Origin of the sequence: Fibrobacter sp. UWT2 (genome assembly GCF_900142545.1) — a bacterium.
Taxonomy (GTDB): Bacteria; Fibrobacterota; Fibrobacteria; order Fibrobacterales; family Fibrobacteraceae; genus Fibrobacter.
Genome location: NZ_FRBF01000004.1, coordinates 84,531 through 100,239, shown reverse-complemented (window position 1 = coordinate 100,239; position 15,709 = coordinate 84,531). Strand labels below are relative to the sequence as shown.

Sequence of the window (15,709 nt, the reverse complement as noted above, 5' to 3'; positions counted from 1 at the left end):
CGTTATAAACGGAAAGAACGGTACAGCATTACTACAGAGACTCCGCCATATACAAAATGACTGATCCATGCCGCCCAAAAAGGCGAAAGTGCACCATTTTCTCCCATCTTTAAGCCAATTCTTTCAAGGATATAATAGCTAAAAACAATTAAGAGGCCAACCCCGAACTTCTGGGAAAGGCCCCCAGAACGACTATAACGGTGACAGAGGGCTGCACCGATGAGTAGTACAATCAAATTCATCCAATGAGCAGAACGCTTAAACTGAAGCGCCGTTTCCATGGCTCGGGTATCTTCACCGGAACGCCTAAGCACGTTGATTCGGGCCATGACCATCTTGGAATCCATTTCGTCAGCAGTCTGGCGTTCGTTAATCAAGTCGCCCGGATAGGTAGTCACCTTGCCGCACAGTTTTTCACGCTGAATTGGGTACACGTTGACCGTACCATCTTTGTGGAATTCACGACGGTTGCCACGTTCAAACTGCCAGCAACCCGGCGGCGGGTCAATGCTGCTCAATCTTGCTATGGAATCTAGGGAATCCTTGGGAGCGTCTTCTACCCAGCGGGCAATCTTTGCATCGTAGCGTTCCACCAGGCGACCGTCTTCTCGTAGAAGCAAAACTACGTCGCGACCGAAGCGGCCCTTGCCAGAATAGTGCCTAAAGAACCAACTCGCACGTTCGCTGTCGATAAAGGTAAAGTCGCGCTTTTCCTTGATGCGGGGATTCTTCTTTTTCTGGGCGTTCGTTTCCATGGTCTCGAGACGCTTATGGTTTGCGTCAGGGAGCCAGAGTTCACTCATTTCGTAAGAACCGACAGACACCAGGACACCGAACAGGAAAATCGGAATCAAGGTCTTGAACGGAGCCTGCCCCGAACTCTGCATGGCACTCATTTCAAGATGGCGCGTCATGTTACCGATCGAAGCCAGAACCGCAATAAACAAGGCCACCGGCGAAATCAGGTAAATCATGTATGGCAAGTAACTTACGTAGTAATCAATCGCATCCTTGGTATCGCGGGCCAGCCAAGTCTTGATGTTGCCCACGAAGTCGATGACCGCAAACATGAGGATTGCGCCCAACAGCACAATCAGGAACATCTTCATGAAATTCCACATCATGTATCGGGAGAATTTCATCCGATCCTCCTAGTAAAGATGCCAAAAATTTTCTTGAAGAATCCGCCAATGGCTCGCAGCACCCTGAAGAACCTGGAGTCACCCGAGAAACGGTCTCGCACCATCGCAATCGTAATGAAAATGCCAAAGGTGCCAATGATAATGTTCGACGCCCACATGGCAAGGACCGGATCAATCAGGAGCCTGTCGGCCATATTCTCGCCACCAATCAGGCAAATCCAGTAAATGACAAAGAAGGCAAGGCTATAAAGAATGCCTGTACCGATACCGCCCTTGCGGGCCATAATTCCGAGGGGTGCTCCAATCAAGATAAAAATAAAGCAGGCGAAACCGGTGCTGTACTTCTTGTGGATTTCAACGGTGTACTGCGCCTTGCGCTTAAGTTCCGTTTCCATTCGTCCATACAATCTTTCGGTAGTACGGAGCGCTGCAATTTCCTGCACGCGTAGTCGCTGCAAGGACCGCCTACGCTGGATAGAATCAATCTTCGTTCCACTTTCCATCGTTTCGGGAATAATGGAGTCACCCACTGCATGGTCACGCAATTCGACTAGCGTATTCAACCTCTTTTCGAGAGCCTGTTCGCGATATTCTCCATATCGTTTTTCAGCGTCTTCCACCACTTCGGTCATCATCTCGATGGGCATTTCACGGTCGCTGCGATAACTGCGGCTGCGGCGTTCCAATCGATCGTCCACATTCTTCATGGCCAGGTCTTGCGAGAAGTAACGGATGCGGAAGTAGTTTTCCGGATTGTCCGCATCGGTCATGTGGGTTTCACCACTGCGCAAGCGCAGCATAAGGGTAGCCCCATTGTCTTCGTATTCCATGGTCGCACTGTCGGCATAGACGATACGGGGAGCCCCCTTCTTTTCCATTTCAAAAATCTGGATTCCGTACAAAGTTCCCGTTACAGGATCAATGCGGTTCACCCAAAGTTGAACATCGGGGAACTGCGTAATGAGTCGGCCTGCATCAATGAACACGTGCGGCTTTTTGCGAGACACCGCATTCATGAGTTCTACGGAGCGGTGGTTCGCTTCAGGCAACACCCAGTTATTGAACACCACCATCAACACCGAAATCAGCATCGACACAAGAAGTACCGGGCGCATAAGTGAAAGAGGCGAAACACCCGCCGCCTTGCAAGCCGTGATTTCCTGGTCGCCCGAAAGCCTACCGAAGGCCATGAGGCTTGCCACAAGGACCGCCATCGGAATCGAAAGCGAAAGCATCCACGCCAGATTCAGCGCGAAGATTTCAAGAACCGTCGAGGCGGGAAGCCCCTTCGACAGCACATTATCAAGGATTTTGACGAGAAAATCCACCACGAACAGGAACGTGATCCCAAAAAGAGCGGCCAAAAAGGGACCGATGAGCTCTTTCAACACGTAGCGGACTAAAATCATTTTTCTGAACTTACAAAATTTTCTACTTTACGGGAGTAAAATTAGAATTAACCAAAGAAAAAAAATGAACCTGTTCAAAAAGATTCCCTTATTCCTTTGTATTTTAGCTGAAACTGCATTTTTGGTCGGTTGTTCTTCTAGCGGTAAATCCAAGATGAAACACACCGAGTGGTGCCGTATCCGCTTTGAAGGTGCAGAGGAACTTTTCAAGAAAGAAAAATATGGTCGCGCCACTGATAGATTGGAAGAAATTCTTTCGACCTGCGCCGGCACTGGCTATATGGAACAGGCTCAATTCTTGATGGCCGAAAGCTATTTCAACATGGAAGAATGGATTGACGCCCGCGGTGAATACGGAAGCTTCATCTTGAACTTTCCGGGCTCGCCCTTTATTGAAACCGCCGAATTCCGCAAGGCCGTTTCTTCTTTCAATATGGAATTCCGCGTGAGCCGTGACGAGGCGAACACCACCATCGCCATGAAGGACTTTGAACGTTACCTGTCCAACTACCCCGATTCTCCGCTTCGCGACTCGGTGAACTACTACTACAACCTGCTCGTTGAACGCCTTGCCGAAAAGGAATTCCAGACCGCAAGACTTTACCTGCGCATGGACAAGTACCAGGCTGCCGTGATTTATTTCAAGGAATTCCTGGAAACCTACCCCAACAGCAAGCGCCGTACTGAAGCTTTGTTTATGATTGCACAGGCCTACAACGAACTGGACCAGTTTGAAACCGCCAAGCTTTACCTTAACATCGCTCGCAACGAAGCAAGCCCCGACGACAAGAAGATTCAAAAGCAGATTGCAAAGACCGAAAAGAAAATCGACAAGGCCGAAATCGCTTTTGCCAAGCGCATGAAAAAGGATTCCCAGAAGAAGCGCTTCTTTAAGGAAGACCGAGAAATGCAAAACTAATGGTTAGTAGGCAGTAGGAAGTAGACAGTAGGCAGAAACAAAAAGGTGCGAAAACTTGCATACATCCTCCTTGTGGCACTTTTTGCCGCATCTGCGATGGCCGCCGAAGAAACTTCGACCCGCGACCGTTCCAAGCTTTCCATTTTCTTGCAGCCCGCCGTTTCTTTTTTGGACTTTCCGGAACGTGAATATTTCCAGAACGCCATCGACACGCTTTACCGCAGCTTTAGGGAAGACGCCCTCACCGAAAGCGAATCCCTGAGTGTCGCCAAGCAGGACTTTCAAAAGGTAAACTTCTGCTTCCCCATTACAGCCGGGTTGCAGTACCAGATTTTTCGTGACAATTTCGTCAGCGCTGGCGTCAGTTTTATTTACGACAACGAATCCGTCGTGCTTACCGACCGAAAGAACCGCACCCACAATTACAGCTATACCATTCAAGGCATGCCGTTCTTCTTGGAATACCGTCTAGGCATTCCCAAGAACCTCATGACGCTTTCGGGCGAAAGCCTCTTTAGCATCGCCGTGCGCTGGTACTGGGTGCTGCCCGGCACAGAAATTTACTCCACCTGGGGCAGGATGGAAGCTAAAACGCCCCTGTTGGGAGCAGGCTTTGGCGTAAGCGTCGGCTACCTGATCGCAAACTGGAAGAACTTCAACATTTACGGAGATGTCGGATTCAGCAGCATCAAGGTCGAATCGAACAAGAAATTCTCTAGCATTGTTCCCGACGGCCCCGAAAAGAAGGCCAAATGGAACATCGGTGGACTCACGATGCAGGTGCGCATTGGTTTTGGGCTCTGGAACGAACCCGAACCTATAGAAGTTAATGATGATAATGACGACGACGATGATGACAAAAAATCCTCGGAGGAATAATGAGTTTTATTCCAGGCGAGAAGTTGCATTACGCCGAAACGCATTTTAAGTTCAAGCTTCCGTGGTCGTTGCTGTACAAGCCCTGGCCCGAAATTCTAGTAGATGCACCCTTTCAGTTTGTTCCCGGCGTAAAGCCCATGCTGTGGATTGTGGTGCGAGACGCCCATCGGTTTCCGACTCTAATCGAAAAGATGGAAATCAACATCCAGGGAACTGATGCCGATGCAAAGGCCATCCCTGAAAGATCCCTGGATTTGCAATACCGTGCGACAGAGCAATTCTGTTTTTACCAGATCCATTTAGACACACTCCCTGCCGGCTGCTACGAAATCCGGTGCAAGATTTACGCAAGACGAATCGATTCCAACAGTGGAGCCGATTTAGACAAGACAAAAGTTTTTGAACGGTGGAATCATCCCGGGCTCAAGTCTGTTCCCCTCAAAATTCAGGTGCTTGCAGAAGAACCGCCTAAAGCACCAGGTTTTGTGGCCGGCGAAATGCATTGCCACACACATTACTCGGCAGACCACGTAGAACACGGCGCCACGCCTCAAGTCATGCAACAGGCGGCCCAAGCCGTCGGCCTTGATTTTGTCAGTTGCACAGATCACGCCTACGACTTTGCCTACACCACCGAAGACTACACCAAAGAAGCGGACTCTCCGCTCACCCGCTTCGACGCCCTCCGTGAAGAAATCCGTGAACTGAATAAAGCGACCGACATGCCCCTGATGGTTGCCGGCGAAGAAGTTTCTGCAGGCAATTCCAAGGGCGAAAACGTGCATATGACCGTACTCGGACCCAACGGTTACTTGCCCGGTCTCGGCGACTGCGGACGCAATTGGCTCGACAATAAACCGACTTTTAAAATTCCGAAGCTACTGGAAATGACCGAAGCGCATTGCTTTGCGGCCCACCCCATGCAGCCGATGGGATACCTCGAAAAGTTCATCTTCCGTCGCGGTTACTGGAATCACAAAGATTTAAACTTGGACGCCTCCCACAAGATTCGCGGAATCCAGTTCTGGAACGGAATCCGCGATGAAGGCTTTAAACTCGGACGCGAATGGTGGATCGAAGAACTCGGCAAAGGGAATTACCTGTTGCCCATCGGCGGAAACGACGCCCACGGCGATTTAAACGACACAACTGCCGTCAGCATTCCGCTAGTATCGCTGAAACATAGCCGCGCACACGTATTCGGGAAAGTCCGCACAGTCGTGAAATTGCCCCCAAGTGTCATCCTGAGCTATACAACACTTGGGACGGAGTCCCTTAGTGGCTGTTATCCACTTTGTGGAGAAGACCGTCAGGTCGGAGTCGAAGGATCTAAAAAGAATCTCTCCCTTGAAACGCTCAACGAGGCTTTTGCGGGCGACAACTGCTACATCACCGATGGTCCGGCACTCTGGTGGGAACGCGGCGAAAAGAAAATCACCTTCCACGCCCGCAACACCCAGGACTTTGGCGGAGCCTTCCGCTACATTCGCATTTACGGCAGACGCCGCAACAGCAGCGGAAAACTCGCCGCACAAGAAAGCATTTGCATGGAAAGCCTCGTCTTACCGCCTTCTAAAACAGACATCACCGTGAACGCCGACGACTTTGCCTACTTGCGTGCCGAATGTGAAACCGCCACTGGCAAATTCGCCATGACGTCTGCCGCAGTCCTTTAGGAGGTCCCATGCCACGATTCATGTCGCCTTTGCGCCCCCGTTACATGCGCTCTCCTTCGGACATTCCCAAAGAAGGCTTGCAAATCACTCCGACGCCACAGCAAACGGCGCCCGACACCGCAAACGACAGCGAAAATCCAGAAGAACCGCAGTACCCAGAAACCGTATGCGCTTCCGAAGGAACCTTCCGCCAAATCCGCGACGACAGCCTGGTTCTTCTATCGCAAGGAATTTCACATCGACTGATCCGTTCCGAAGAAGGTCCCTTCCAAATTTTCATTCTGCCCGAACACGAAGACCGCGCTCGGCTGCAACTGGCGCTTTACCGCAAAGAGAATCCGCCCAAAGAAGAAAACCCTCCCCTGCCTTTAAGCTTTAGCTTGCAGCCCCTATGGGTTTTACTCGCGCCTACGATAGTCACCCTTATCGATTTTACAGACAAAGTAAATTTTCACACTCGCGGGATTTCTGACGCTAGTAAAGTCCTTAAGGGCGAATGGTGGCGAAGCTTCACGGCGCAAACCTTGCACGGCGACGTACGGCACCTCGCATCAAACCTTTTGTGCGGCTACATCGTGATGAACATGATTACGTTCCGCATTCCTCTACTGAGGCTTGCGCCGTTCATCGTGATTGCATCCGCAATCGCGAACCTGTGCGTTTCCTTGACAGTGCAGACAAACTTCCGTTCGCTCGGATTTTCCACTTTTGTATTTGCCGCAATCGGCTGCCTCTCGGTAATTGAGTTCAGGCTCATGCCCAAGGAAACGCACGGTCTGCTTCGCAGATTCGCGCCGCTCTGCGGTGCCGCATCACTTGCAGTCTTCCTCGGGCTCGGTGAAAACGCCGACATCCTAGGGCACGCCTACGGCTTTATTGCAGGACTCTTCTGCGGGTTCATACCCAGCAAAAAGGCGCTCCGCTGGGGGACGCCGCTTTCTACCATCGACGGAATCGGCTTGTTGCTTTACTACGCGTTCTACATTGTCGCGTGGAAACTTGCCATGGCATAAATCCTGAAATAGAAAAAGGCAGTCAAACGACTGCCTTTCTTAAAATTCAAAGCTGAACTGATTAGATGTTCAAGAACTTCTTGGCCTTGTCAGCGTAAGCCGGATTGTCGCCGTAGACTTCGAGAATGCGTTCAGCAGTCTTCTTGGCCTTGTCGGCAGCACCGAGCTGTTCGTAAACGAGCGTGAGCTTCCACATGGCGTCAGCCACCATCGGGACCTCGTCCACCGGTTCGTCCTTCTGGTAACGGTCTTCCTTGTCGCCCGTACGCTTGGCAAATTCAGCGATGTACTTTTCGAGGAGACCGGCAGCGGCAGAGTAGTCAGCCTTTTCGATCTTCACAGAGGCAAGACCATGCATGGCAGCCGAACGGACCAGAGCCACAGAGCCAGCGTTGTCGAGGCTCTTCTGGAAGAACACTGCAGCGGCATCGAAGTCGCCAGCCTGGTACTTGATGTTACCGGCATAGAGAGCAGCCTTAGCCAAAGCCACACCGCTAAGCTTGCCGGAGTTGATCTTGGATTCGAATTCCACGAAGGCAGAGTCCTTCTGATCTGCATAAAGGAGCGTCATACCCGGACCGAGGAGTTCAGCCTGTTCGGCAGCAGCAGCCTTGCGATAGTCACGGAACTGCACCACACCCACCACAATAACCATAACTACTACGAGAGCAGCTACAACCTTAGAGCCGTGAGTAACAAAAAATTCCTTAATTTCAGAATTGTTGGTATTCGATTCGTTAGCCATTTTTTTGGTCCATGTTTAAAATTTTGTGTTCCAATCATAGAAAATTTTTAATGTATTGTCAGCACACCTTGACAAAACACCCCCCTTTTGCTAATTTTGCGCCTACTATGCCACTCTAGCTCAGCTGGTAGAGCAGCTGATTCGTAATCAGCAGGTCGGCAGTTCAAATCTGCTGGGTGGCTCTAAAGCCCTGGTTCACAAGGAACCAGGGCTTTTTTGCATTTTAATTACGCGTTCTTTACTTTTTTCATACAACGTAATTTTTCATTGCCAAAACCCAATTATTTTTCTCAATTTCGCCTCGCTTTAAGCAAATTAACATAGGGTTAATCATGAAGACAAAGATTCTTTTTAAGACGACTGCTGCAGTCGTTACCTTTGCAGCATTTTCATCCATCGCTTGGGCAGACGAGCCTAAGCCCGACTGCGAATTCCCTGGTGGCGCCTATTACGAAGCAACAAACACGCTCCGTTTGGAATCGTTCGCCGATGACAACGCCAAAGTCGAAATCAGTAACGAAGCCGCTCAGTGCGTAAATAGCAAAACAAGCGAATTCAAGCTGATTGTGGCACGTAACACGGCTCTCGCCGCCAATTCCACTATCGTTCTTCCGGCTAATTTCAAAATCCAGAACGATTGTGTCAAGCTCTATGAACCTGTCGAATTTTCTACTGATGCCGAAGGCAACTGGAGCGTCACTGCTTCGCACCTGAAGGGCGAAGGTGATGGCAACAAGCCCATGCTGATGATTACCGACACAGACAGAAATGAATGCCAAGACATCAAGGACATCGAGTTTACGGGACGCGAATTGCGTTCTACAGAACATGCAGTCACCTATGTTTGGCTTTACAACAACAAAACTCAGAACAATGACTGGTCCCTTGAAGGAACCTACTCCTTTATCCGTTGGGAAAAGGACAATGCCGAATTGGGCATGGTTTACGGCTACGCCGCCAAGGAAAAGGGAAAAGTCACTCCAGGGCAGTTTGTCCAAGTCGGTTCCAATGCCTACATTCCGCCTCTGCGCGCCTATCTCAAGTACATCGGCAAAGAACCTCTATCCCAAAAGAACAAGGCTCTCGCCAAGACTGCTGAATCGGCACAAGACAACGGGCAGGTTTTCGCTCTTCCGAAAACGATTGATGTCCACCTCATCGAAGACGACGGCACAACCAGTCTCGCGAAGTGGAACACTGCAACCGGCGAAATCAAGAAGTTGAATCACTGGTACGATCTGAAAGGTCGTAAGTTCCAGAACAAACCCACGAACAACAGCGTGTTCATCAACAACGCACGAGCCAACCACTAATTTTGGGAATAGGATAATGAAGAAGAAAGAATATTTTGCACCGAAAATGGAAATCATCCGCTACAATCACGAGACAGTCCTACTGAGCGGAAGCGGCGAAGCTGAATGCGACAGCGAATACTGTGACGAACTGGGCTTTAATATTCCTGAAGCCAACAACAAGAACGTCTAACCGATATTCCCGAAGTCCCCTGATATTTGGGAAAAGAAATCCCGCTCGACGAGCGGGATTTTTTTCATTTATTTTCTAGCAGCTAATTCTTCGGGCGTTCTTGCGAGGATGTCCCAGTCGCCGCGTTTGATAATCTTGTACGCGTAGCCTTGTTCCGTAAGGAACAGCTGGCGATTCATGGCAAATTCCTGTTCCTTGGAATCCTGCGTCACGATGCTGTAGAAGTGGGCCGCGCCACCGTCGCTCTTGGGGCGAAGCACGCGACCGAGGCGCTGAGCTTCTTCCTGTCGGCTTCCGAAGGTACCCGAAATCTGAATCAGCACGTTAGCATCCGGCAAGTCAATCGCGAAGTTACCCACCTTAGAAACCATCAGGTTCTTCTGCGTTCCGTTACGGAAAGCGGCATAAAGTTTTTCGCGGTCCTTATTCGGAGTCTTACCCGTAATCAGCGGAATCTGCAAATCTTCGGAGAGTGCTTCCAGCTGGTCGATGTACTGGCCAATGATCAGCACACGGTCATCGGGCTTGTCAAAGTACTTGAGCAGGCGTTCCACGATATCCGTCTTTTCAGGGTTCGTAGAAGCGAGCGTAATCTTTTCACGCACCGGAGCCAGCGCATACTTCATCTTGAGTTCCGCTTCCATCGGGATGCGGATTTCGTTACAGTCGGCGGTTGCAATCCAGCCCTGGGCCTCGAGAATACGCCACGGAATGTCGTACTTTTTCGGACCAATCAAGCTGAACACTTCAGTTTCCTTGTGGTCTTCACGCACGAGCGTAGCCGTAAGGCCCAAGCGGCGAGTGGCCTGCATTTCGGTACTCAGGCGGAACACCGGAGCCGGCAGCAAGTGCACTTCGTCGTAAATCATCAGACCCCACTTCTCCTGACTAAACAGCGGGAAGTTGGCCAATTCCTTCTTGACTTCTTCGTCGGTAAAGTCATCCAGCTCGGTTTCGGGCTTTTCGTTTTCAGCCTTCTTGGCACGCTTACGCTGGGTCAAAATCTGGTAGGTAGCAACCGTCACCGGGCCGATTTCCTTGACTTCGCCAGAGTATTCCTTCACCTGGTCAATTGTCAAATCCGTCTTGTCGCAAATTTCGCGAATCCACTGGCGGCTAGCCGAAATGTTCGGCGTCAAAATCAAAGTCTTTGTCTGTACCAAGGCCATGGTGGCAAGACCGATCACCGTCTTACCCGAACCGCAAGGCAGCACAATCACGCCCGAACCGCCCTTCTCGGATCCGCTGGCGTAAAACACCTGGGCGGCTTCCTTCTGGTAGTCGCGGAGCGCAAAAGGCTTTCCGCTAACCGTGGTTTCGCGCAAATGAATGGGCAGCGGATCGCCCACGGTATAACCGGCCAAGTCCTCGACCGGGAAGCCGGCGTTGGTCAGAGCCATCTTCAGGTGACCGCGGCGCTCCGGATCCACTTCGGCGTGCAAGTCATCGATAAAGTGGAGCACATACGGCTGCACTTCCTTGAGGTTGCAGATTTCGGTGAACATGTACTTGTCATCGGATTCTACAATCAGGCGGTCGCCGTCCTTCTTGAGGCGAAGGAGGCCGTAACGCGCCATGTAATCTTCAATTTCGGTCACCACCGTTTCCGGGATCGGGAAGCGGCTCTGGCTTTCGAGACGTTCAAGCACTTCTTTTGCACGGAGCCCGGTTGCTGCGGCGTTCCACAGGCTCAAGGGGCTAATCTTGTAAGTGTGCAAGTGTTCGGGACTTTTCACAAGCTCGGTAAAGGGTGCAATCGCATCGCGAGCTGCTTCGTAGGTAGGGGCGTCAACCTCCACCATGATTTCCATATTACTCTGAACAATAATGGCGCCATTCGGATTCATAGGCGCCAAATTTAGCAAAAAAAAGTCTCCCGCGTTTAAGCGGGAGAACAATGATATCTTTAAATAAGAAGATTGAGACCTTATTCAGCGTCCATATCGGCTTCGTCGATTTCGGCGTTGTGATAAACGTCCTGGACGTCGTCGTGATCTTCGAACTTATCGATGAGCTTCAGGAGCTTCTGGGCGTCGTCGTGACCGAGCTTCACCGGGTCGTTAGCGACGTAGGTGATTTCAGCGCTCATCATTTCGATACCGGCAGCTTCGAGAGCCTTGGAAACAGCGTCAAAGGCTTCCGGAGAGGTGGAGATTTCATGCACGCCGTCTTCGGTGGACATGTCTTCGGCACCGGCTTCGAGAACGAGGTCCATGACCTGGTCTTCCGGATACTTTTCAGCATCAACGATAATCACACCCTTGTAGGTGAATGCCCAAGAAACGGAACCGGATTCGCCCATGGCACCGTTGTTCTTGTTGAAGATGTTGCGGATTTCAGCAACGGTACGGACCTTGTTGTCGGTCAGGCACTGCACCATGATGGCAATGCCGGCCGGGCCGCGGCCTTCGTACAGCGGTTCCGTCATTTCGGTACCGGAGTTGGCTCCCGTACCCTTGGCGATAGCGCTTTCGATATTCTTAGTCGGCAAGCTCTGGCTCTTGGACTTGAGGATTGCCGCACGCAGACGGGGGTTTGCGTCGGGGTTTCCGCCGCCGAGCTTAGCAGCAATGGAGATTTCCTTGATCAGCTTGTTCCAAGCCTTGGCGCGAGCAACGTCAGTCTTGGCTTTCTTACGTTTGGTGGTGGCCCATTTGGAGTGACCTGACATAGATTACCTCTAGTTGGATTAGTTTAAAATTACTTGTGCTTCAGCTGGCAGCGACGCTTTTCCTTGACCGAAAGACTCGGGTCATCGCATTCATCACCAGCCCTTTTTTTCTTTTTCTTCTTAGCGACCGGAGCAGCCTCGGGTTCAGCTTCGACGCGACGCTTGCGCTTGTTCATCGCAGCATCGTCTTCAACCGGCTTGGCCTTCTTCTTTTTCGGGGCGACTTCTTCGTCAGCCTCTACGCGGCGCTTGCGAGTCGTAATCGTCGATTCGTCATCCGAATGATTGGCACTCTTCTTCTGCATAGCACGGAGTTTCGCCTTGTCCATCGGATCGGCAGAAGCCTTAGTAATGTCCTTGTCGTACTTACCGCCCCAGACGTTACCCACCAGGGAACCGGATTCCAAGGCATCCTTCAGAATACCCATGGCCCATTCGTCGTTTGCCGGCGGCAACAGCTTGAAACGCAAGTTACGGATCTTGGTCGGTTCGTCTTCGAAGTAAAGCATCATGTCGAAGAAACCCACCTGGTATTCCTTGTTGTCAGAGCCAACGGCCGTCGAAGGAACATAGGCAAGCACAGCATAGACATCGCCATCGAAAAGGCCAGTAATCAAAGCATCACCGTCACCGCCCGGGGCCTGCACTTCACCGTCAGCCTGGAAAGCCCACGGAGCGACATCCACCGTCAAGCGGAACTTATGATAGCCCTTATCGGCCTTTTTCAGCTTGAGCAGGGCACCCGAAAAAGCCTGGAACTCAGGCTTCAGCGTTTGCGCCGAACAAACCGCGACAAAAACCAAACAAAGCAACACTATAAGTTTTTTCATAGGATCCTCCCTTTGAAAAGCTTATTAATTCTTAAAGAACAGAGCCTTGGCAGCCTCGAACATCGGGTCCTTTTCATCCGGGTTGCGGCATTCCGTATAGATACGAACCTTCGGTTCGGTACCGGACGGACGCACCAGCATCCAGGAGTCATCGTCGAAGATCACCTTCACGCCGTCGAGCGTGAGGAGCTGCTTCACGGTCTTTTCGTTGTTACCGACCATGACCTTAGCACCCGGCTGGGCAATCGTGGCGATAGCGTCAACCTTGGCCTTGAGCGGAGCACCAACGAGGGACTTGTCCACTTCGAAACCAGAACGGGTCGGGTAGAAGCGGCCGTATTCTTCGTACAGGGCATCCAGGTATTCACCGAGGTTCTTGCCGGTGACAGCCATGATTTCAAGAGCGATGAGGAGACCGAACTGGGCATCCTTTTCCAGCGTGTTGTTCAGGCCGGAGATACCATCGGATTCTTCGAAAGCCACGAGAGCCTTCTGCTTGGCGTTGCGGGAGAGCCAGGGGCGGAAGTTCTTGAAGCCCACCGGAGTTTCCATCACAGGCACGCCGAGCTTTTCGGCAATGATGTTCACAAAGTTAGAAGTAGCAACGGACTTAGCCACGCAGCCCTGTTCCTTGCGCCAGGTAGCCATGTAGTGGAAAGCGATAGCACCGAACTGGTTCATATCGATTTCGCGAGTGCCGTCGTAGAAACGGATACGGTCACCATCCGGGTCAAAGATTGCGCCCAGGCGGAACCAGGACTTGCTTTCGTCGAGGACCTTGCGGACCTTTTCGAGGTTCTTGCTGGACGGTTCCGGAGCGATGCCACCGAACAGGGAGTCGTCTTCGTTACGGAGCGTGATGAGGCATTCCGGATTGTCGAGCAGCGCAGCCGGACGGCGACGGGTAGAACCGTGCACGTGGTCGCACACGAGGGTCAGGCGGCCCTTCTTGATGAATTCCTTGATGCGGTCGAACTTGATGGTTCCCTGCTTCACGAGGAATTCCTTGTAAATCTTGAGGGAGTCGATCAATTCCCAGTCAACCTTGCCCACCGGTTCAAACTTCCAGGTGGCCATCATTTCGTTGCTGAGCTTGGTGATGACGTTCGTGATTTCCGGACCTGCAGGACCGCCGTCGGCCGGATTGAACTTGATACCGTTGTAGTGGCTCGGGTTGTGGCTCGGAGTCATGTTGATAGAGCAGGCGGCACCGAGCATTTCGATGCAGGCGCTGAATTCCGGAGTCGGCATTTCGCCACCGTAGTAGACCTTCACGCCGGCCTTGGCGAACTGGTCAGCCACAGCTTCGCAGAATTCGTGACCGAGCAAGCGGTTGTCGTGACCCACGACCACGCCGCGCTTCTGGAGTTCGGCAAAGTCCTTCACGCCGAGAGCTTCGAAAAGTTCCGGAGTAGCTTCCTTATAGAGGCGCACGATAGCGGCACCCACCACCTGCAAGTTGCGGAGCGTAAATTCAGAACCGATTTCGCCGCGCCAGCCAGACGTACCAAAGCTCACCTTGGCGGGCTCTTGAGAAGTCAGGGCGACCTGCTTGACAGTTTCAACCAGGTTCATATCGGTAGCCGGGTTGAATTCGGGGGACTGAATCTTTTTCCAAATCTGCGTAATGTTTTCCATAAGGGTTCCTGTATTTGAAATTTTACGGGGAAAATTTAGAAAAAAAAGTGTTTTCGCAGGAGCTTTTCTGCTTATTTGTAGCACATTAAAACGTTATTAGGACCGTCCAAGCAACCTTGAGCTAAGTTCGCATTCTATTGTGCTTCAACATTTTACATTTATTGTGCAACCACATTCAAACAAGCAAGTACTACATTCCGTTTCAAAATATAATTTGTATGTAAAGCTTAACGACTTGATTATTTCAGCCAATTTGTCGCCTCGACAACTCCTTTTTCTTCCGTCATTCGTCTCTCGCCTCTCGTCTAATGCTATATTTTGGCCACTATGCAGATTACTAAAGCTTCTCAACTTACTGGTGTTTTCCCCGCGTTGTTCACCCCGCTCAAGAACGACGATCCCAAGAACCTTCGCAACTCCATCGACTACAAGAAGATGGAAATGATGATTGACGACCTTATTGCCTCTGGTGTTTCTGGTATTCTCCCCGTTGGTACTACGGGTCAGAGTGCAACCGTCACCCACAAGCAGCACCTCGATATCATCAAGTTCACGCTCGACTACGTAAACGGCCGCGTGCCCGTGATTGCCGGCGCAGGCTCCAACTGCACCCGCGAATCCGTCGAGATGATCGAAGAAGTCCTGAAGATTGCGGAAGTCCCCGTTCTCTGCGTGACCGGTTACTACAACAACCCCTCGCAGGAAGGCATCGAAAAGCATTTCAAGACCTTGAGCTCCGAAACCGGCGCCAAGATCATCATCTATAACGTTCCGGGCCGCACCGCCAGCTACGTGCATCCCGACACTCTGATTGCCCTGTCCGAAGACAAGAACATCATCGGACTCAAGCAGGCGGTCGATTTCCGTATTGGCGAAAAGTTCCACGAAGACACGAAGCGCGTCATTAACGAAACAAAGAACAACGACTTTGCCGTGCTCAGCGGCGAAGACGGATTCTTCATCGACATGCTCGAAATGGGCGGCACGGGCCTCGTGAGCGCAACGGCAAACATCCCCGAAGCAGCCAAGATTTTCGTAGACCTCTACAAGGCTTTCCAGGCTGGCGAATTCCAGAAGTGCGACGACCTGCAGGACGCCGCCCGCGACTATGTGGAAGCAACCTTCTGCCGCAAGAACCCGATTCCTCTGGGAACCATGTTCAACAGCCCGCTTTTCCAGCCGATGACCAGCGTCAAGGATACTGCCCGCGGTGACGAAGCTGTGGCCCGCATCATGAAGCTCATCGAAGAAAAGGCTCAGAGCCTCAAGAAGTACCACGTTTAAATTTATCCTAGGAGATTC

The 15,709-nt window shown here is 51.4% G+C and carries 14 protein-coding genes and 1 tRNA gene; 8 read left to right on the top strand and 7 right to left on the bottom strand.

Annotated features, from left to right (window positions below; all coding sequences use genetic code 11):
• Positions 1-2 precede the first annotated feature (2 nt).
• Together BUA40_RS03815 and BUA40_RS03810 are read right to left on the bottom strand one after the other, a co-directional pair.
• Entirely contained in the window at positions 3-1,142 is a 1,140-nt protein-coding gene (locus tag BUA40_RS03815; RefSeq protein WP_072798554.1) for an LptF/LptG family permease, read from the bottom strand.
• The gene (locus tag BUA40_RS03810; RefSeq protein ID WP_072798551.1) at positions 1,139-2,551 is read right to left on the bottom strand and encodes an LptF/LptG family permease; all 1,413 of its coding nucleotides are present in this window, start codon (positions 2,549-2,551) and stop codon (positions 1,139-1,141) included. The genes BUA40_RS03815 and BUA40_RS03810 overlap by 4 nt, the downstream gene beginning before the upstream one ends.
• A gap of 64 nt (positions 2,552-2,615) precedes the next feature.
• On the opposite strand from BUA40_RS03810, the gene BUA40_RS03805 reads away from it, so the two are divergent.
• Genes BUA40_RS03805 through BUA40_RS03790 form a run of 4 tightly spaced genes read left to right on the top strand, consistent with a single transcriptional unit; the run spans position 2,616 to position 7,038 of the window.
• Entirely contained in the window at positions 2,616-3,470 is an 855-nt protein-coding gene (locus BUA40_RS03805; protein ID WP_072798549.1) for an outer membrane protein assembly factor BamD, read from the top strand.
• Between the two features lie 45 nt (positions 3,471-3,515).
• Positions 3,516-4,349: a hypothetical protein gene (locus BUA40_RS03800; RefSeq protein WP_072798547.1), complete on the top strand. Its 834-nt coding sequence runs from the start codon at positions 3,516-3,518 to the stop codon at positions 4,347-4,349.
• Complete coding sequence (locus BUA40_RS03795) at positions 4,349-6,025, top strand: PHP domain-containing protein (RefSeq protein WP_072798545.1); 1,677 nt, start codon at positions 4,349-4,351, stop codon at positions 6,023-6,025. Before BUA40_RS03800 ends, BUA40_RS03795 begins: the two co-directional genes overlap by 1 nt.
• 8 nt (positions 6,026-6,033) lie before the next feature.
• Positions 6,034-7,038: a rhomboid family intramembrane serine protease gene (locus tag BUA40_RS03790; RefSeq protein ID WP_072798542.1), complete on the top strand. Its 1,005-nt coding sequence runs from the start codon at positions 6,034-6,036 to the stop codon at positions 7,036-7,038.
• 61 nt (positions 7,039-7,099) lie between these two features.
• On the opposite strand, the gene BUA40_RS03785 is transcribed toward BUA40_RS03790, so the two are convergent.
• The gene (locus BUA40_RS03785; protein ID WP_072798540.1) at positions 7,100-7,783 is read right to left on the bottom strand and encodes a tetratricopeptide repeat protein; all 684 of its coding nucleotides are present in this window, start codon (positions 7,781-7,783) and stop codon (positions 7,100-7,102) included.
• Between the two features lie 109 nt (positions 7,784-7,892).
• On the opposite strand from BUA40_RS03785, the gene BUA40_RS03780 reads away from it, so the two are divergent.
• From BUA40_RS03780 to BUA40_RS14495, 3 genes are all read left to right on the top strand, one after another.
• A tRNA-Thr gene (locus BUA40_RS03780) sits at positions 7,893-7,965 on the top strand.
• Positions 7,966-8,115: 150 nt separating this feature from the next.
• On the top strand, positions 8,116-9,096 hold the full coding sequence (locus tag BUA40_RS03775) for a hypothetical protein (protein ID WP_072798538.1): 981 nt from the start codon (positions 8,116-8,118) through the stop codon (positions 9,094-9,096).
• Positions 9,097-9,112: 16 nt separating this feature from the next.
• Positions 9,113-9,268, top strand: a complete 156-nt coding sequence (locus BUA40_RS14495) for a hypothetical protein (RefSeq protein ID WP_178299530.1) — start codon at positions 9,113-9,115, stop codon at positions 9,266-9,268.
• Between the two features lie 68 nt (positions 9,269-9,336).
• Here the strand turns inward: BUA40_RS14495 and BUA40_RS03770 are convergent, their stop codons facing one another.
• From BUA40_RS03770 to BUA40_RS03755, 4 genes are all read right to left on the bottom strand, one after another.
• On the bottom strand, positions 9,337-11,115 hold the full coding sequence (locus tag BUA40_RS03770) for a DNA repair helicase XPB (RefSeq protein ID WP_072798536.1): 1,779 nt from the start codon (positions 11,113-11,115) through the stop codon (positions 9,337-9,339).
• Between the two features lie 80 nt (positions 11,116-11,195).
• A complete protein-coding gene (locus BUA40_RS03765; RefSeq protein WP_072798534.1) occupies positions 11,196-11,939 on the bottom strand; it encodes a YebC/PmpR family DNA-binding transcriptional regulator in 744 nt (247 codons plus the stop codon).
• A gap of 29 nt (positions 11,940-11,968) precedes the next feature.
• Positions 11,969-12,769, bottom strand: a complete 801-nt coding sequence (locus BUA40_RS03760; RefSeq protein WP_072798532.1) for a hypothetical protein — start codon at positions 12,767-12,769, stop codon at positions 11,969-11,971.
• Positions 12,770-12,793: 24 nt separating this feature from the next.
• Positions 12,794-14,407, bottom strand: a complete 1,614-nt coding sequence (locus BUA40_RS03755) for a phosphohexomutase domain-containing protein (protein WP_072798530.1) — start codon at positions 14,405-14,407, stop codon at positions 12,794-12,796.
• 327 nt (positions 14,408-14,734) lie between these two features.
• On the opposite strand from BUA40_RS03755, the gene dapA reads away from it, so the two are divergent.
• Positions 14,735-15,691 carry a 4-hydroxy-tetrahydrodipicolinate synthase gene (gene dapA / locus BUA40_RS03750; RefSeq protein WP_072798528.1) on the top strand — a complete coding sequence of 319 codons (957 nt, stop codon included), beginning with the start codon at positions 14,735-14,737 and terminating at the stop codon, positions 15,689-15,691.
• The last annotated feature ends 18 nt before the right edge of the window (positions 15,692-15,709 follow it).

Bases quoted from the DNA above. Each gene is read 5' to 3' on its own strand.
- BUA40_RS03815 (WP_072798554.1), bottom strand. From the start codon at position 1,142: ATGAAATTCTCCCGATACATGATGTGGAATTTCATGAAGATGTTCCTG.
- BUA40_RS03810 (WP_072798551.1), bottom strand. From the start codon at position 2,551: ATGATTTTAGTCCGCTACGTGTTGAAAGAGCTCATCGGTCCCTTTTTG.
- BUA40_RS03805 (WP_072798549.1), top strand. From the start codon at position 2,616: ATGAACCTGTTCAAAAAGATTCCCTTATTCCTTTGTATTTTAGCTGAA.
- BUA40_RS03795 (WP_072798545.1), top strand. From the start codon at position 4,349: ATGAGTTTTATTCCAGGCGAGAAGTTGCATTACGCCGAAACGCATTTT.
- BUA40_RS03790 (WP_072798542.1), top strand. From the start codon at position 6,034: ATGCCACGATTCATGTCGCCTTTGCGCCCCCGTTACATGCGCTCTCCT.
- BUA40_RS03785 (WP_072798540.1), bottom strand. From the start codon at position 7,783: ATGGCTAACGAATCGAATACCAACAATTCTGAAATTAAGGAATTTTTT.
- BUA40_RS03775 (WP_072798538.1), top strand. From the start codon at position 8,116: ATGAAGACAAAGATTCTTTTTAAGACGACTGCTGCAGTCGTTACCTTT.
- BUA40_RS14495 (WP_178299530.1), top strand. From the start codon at position 9,113: ATGAAGAAGAAAGAATATTTTGCACCGAAAATGGAAATCATCCGCTAC.
- BUA40_RS03770 (WP_072798536.1), bottom strand. From the start codon at position 11,115: ATGAATCCGAATGGCGCCATTATTGTTCAGAGTAATATGGAAATCATG.
- BUA40_RS03765 (WP_072798534.1), bottom strand. From the start codon at position 11,939: ATGTCAGGTCACTCCAAATGGGCCACCACCAAACGTAAGAAAGCCAAG.
- BUA40_RS03760 (WP_072798532.1), bottom strand. From the start codon at position 12,769: ATGAAAAAACTTATAGTGTTGCTTTGTTTGGTTTTTGTCGCGGTTTGT.
- BUA40_RS03755 (WP_072798530.1), bottom strand. From the start codon at position 14,407: ATGGAAAACATTACGCAGATTTGGAAAAAGATTCAGTCCCCCGAATTC.
- dapA (WP_072798528.1), top strand. From the start codon at position 14,735: ATGCAGATTACTAAAGCTTCTCAACTTACTGGTGTTTTCCCCGCGTTG.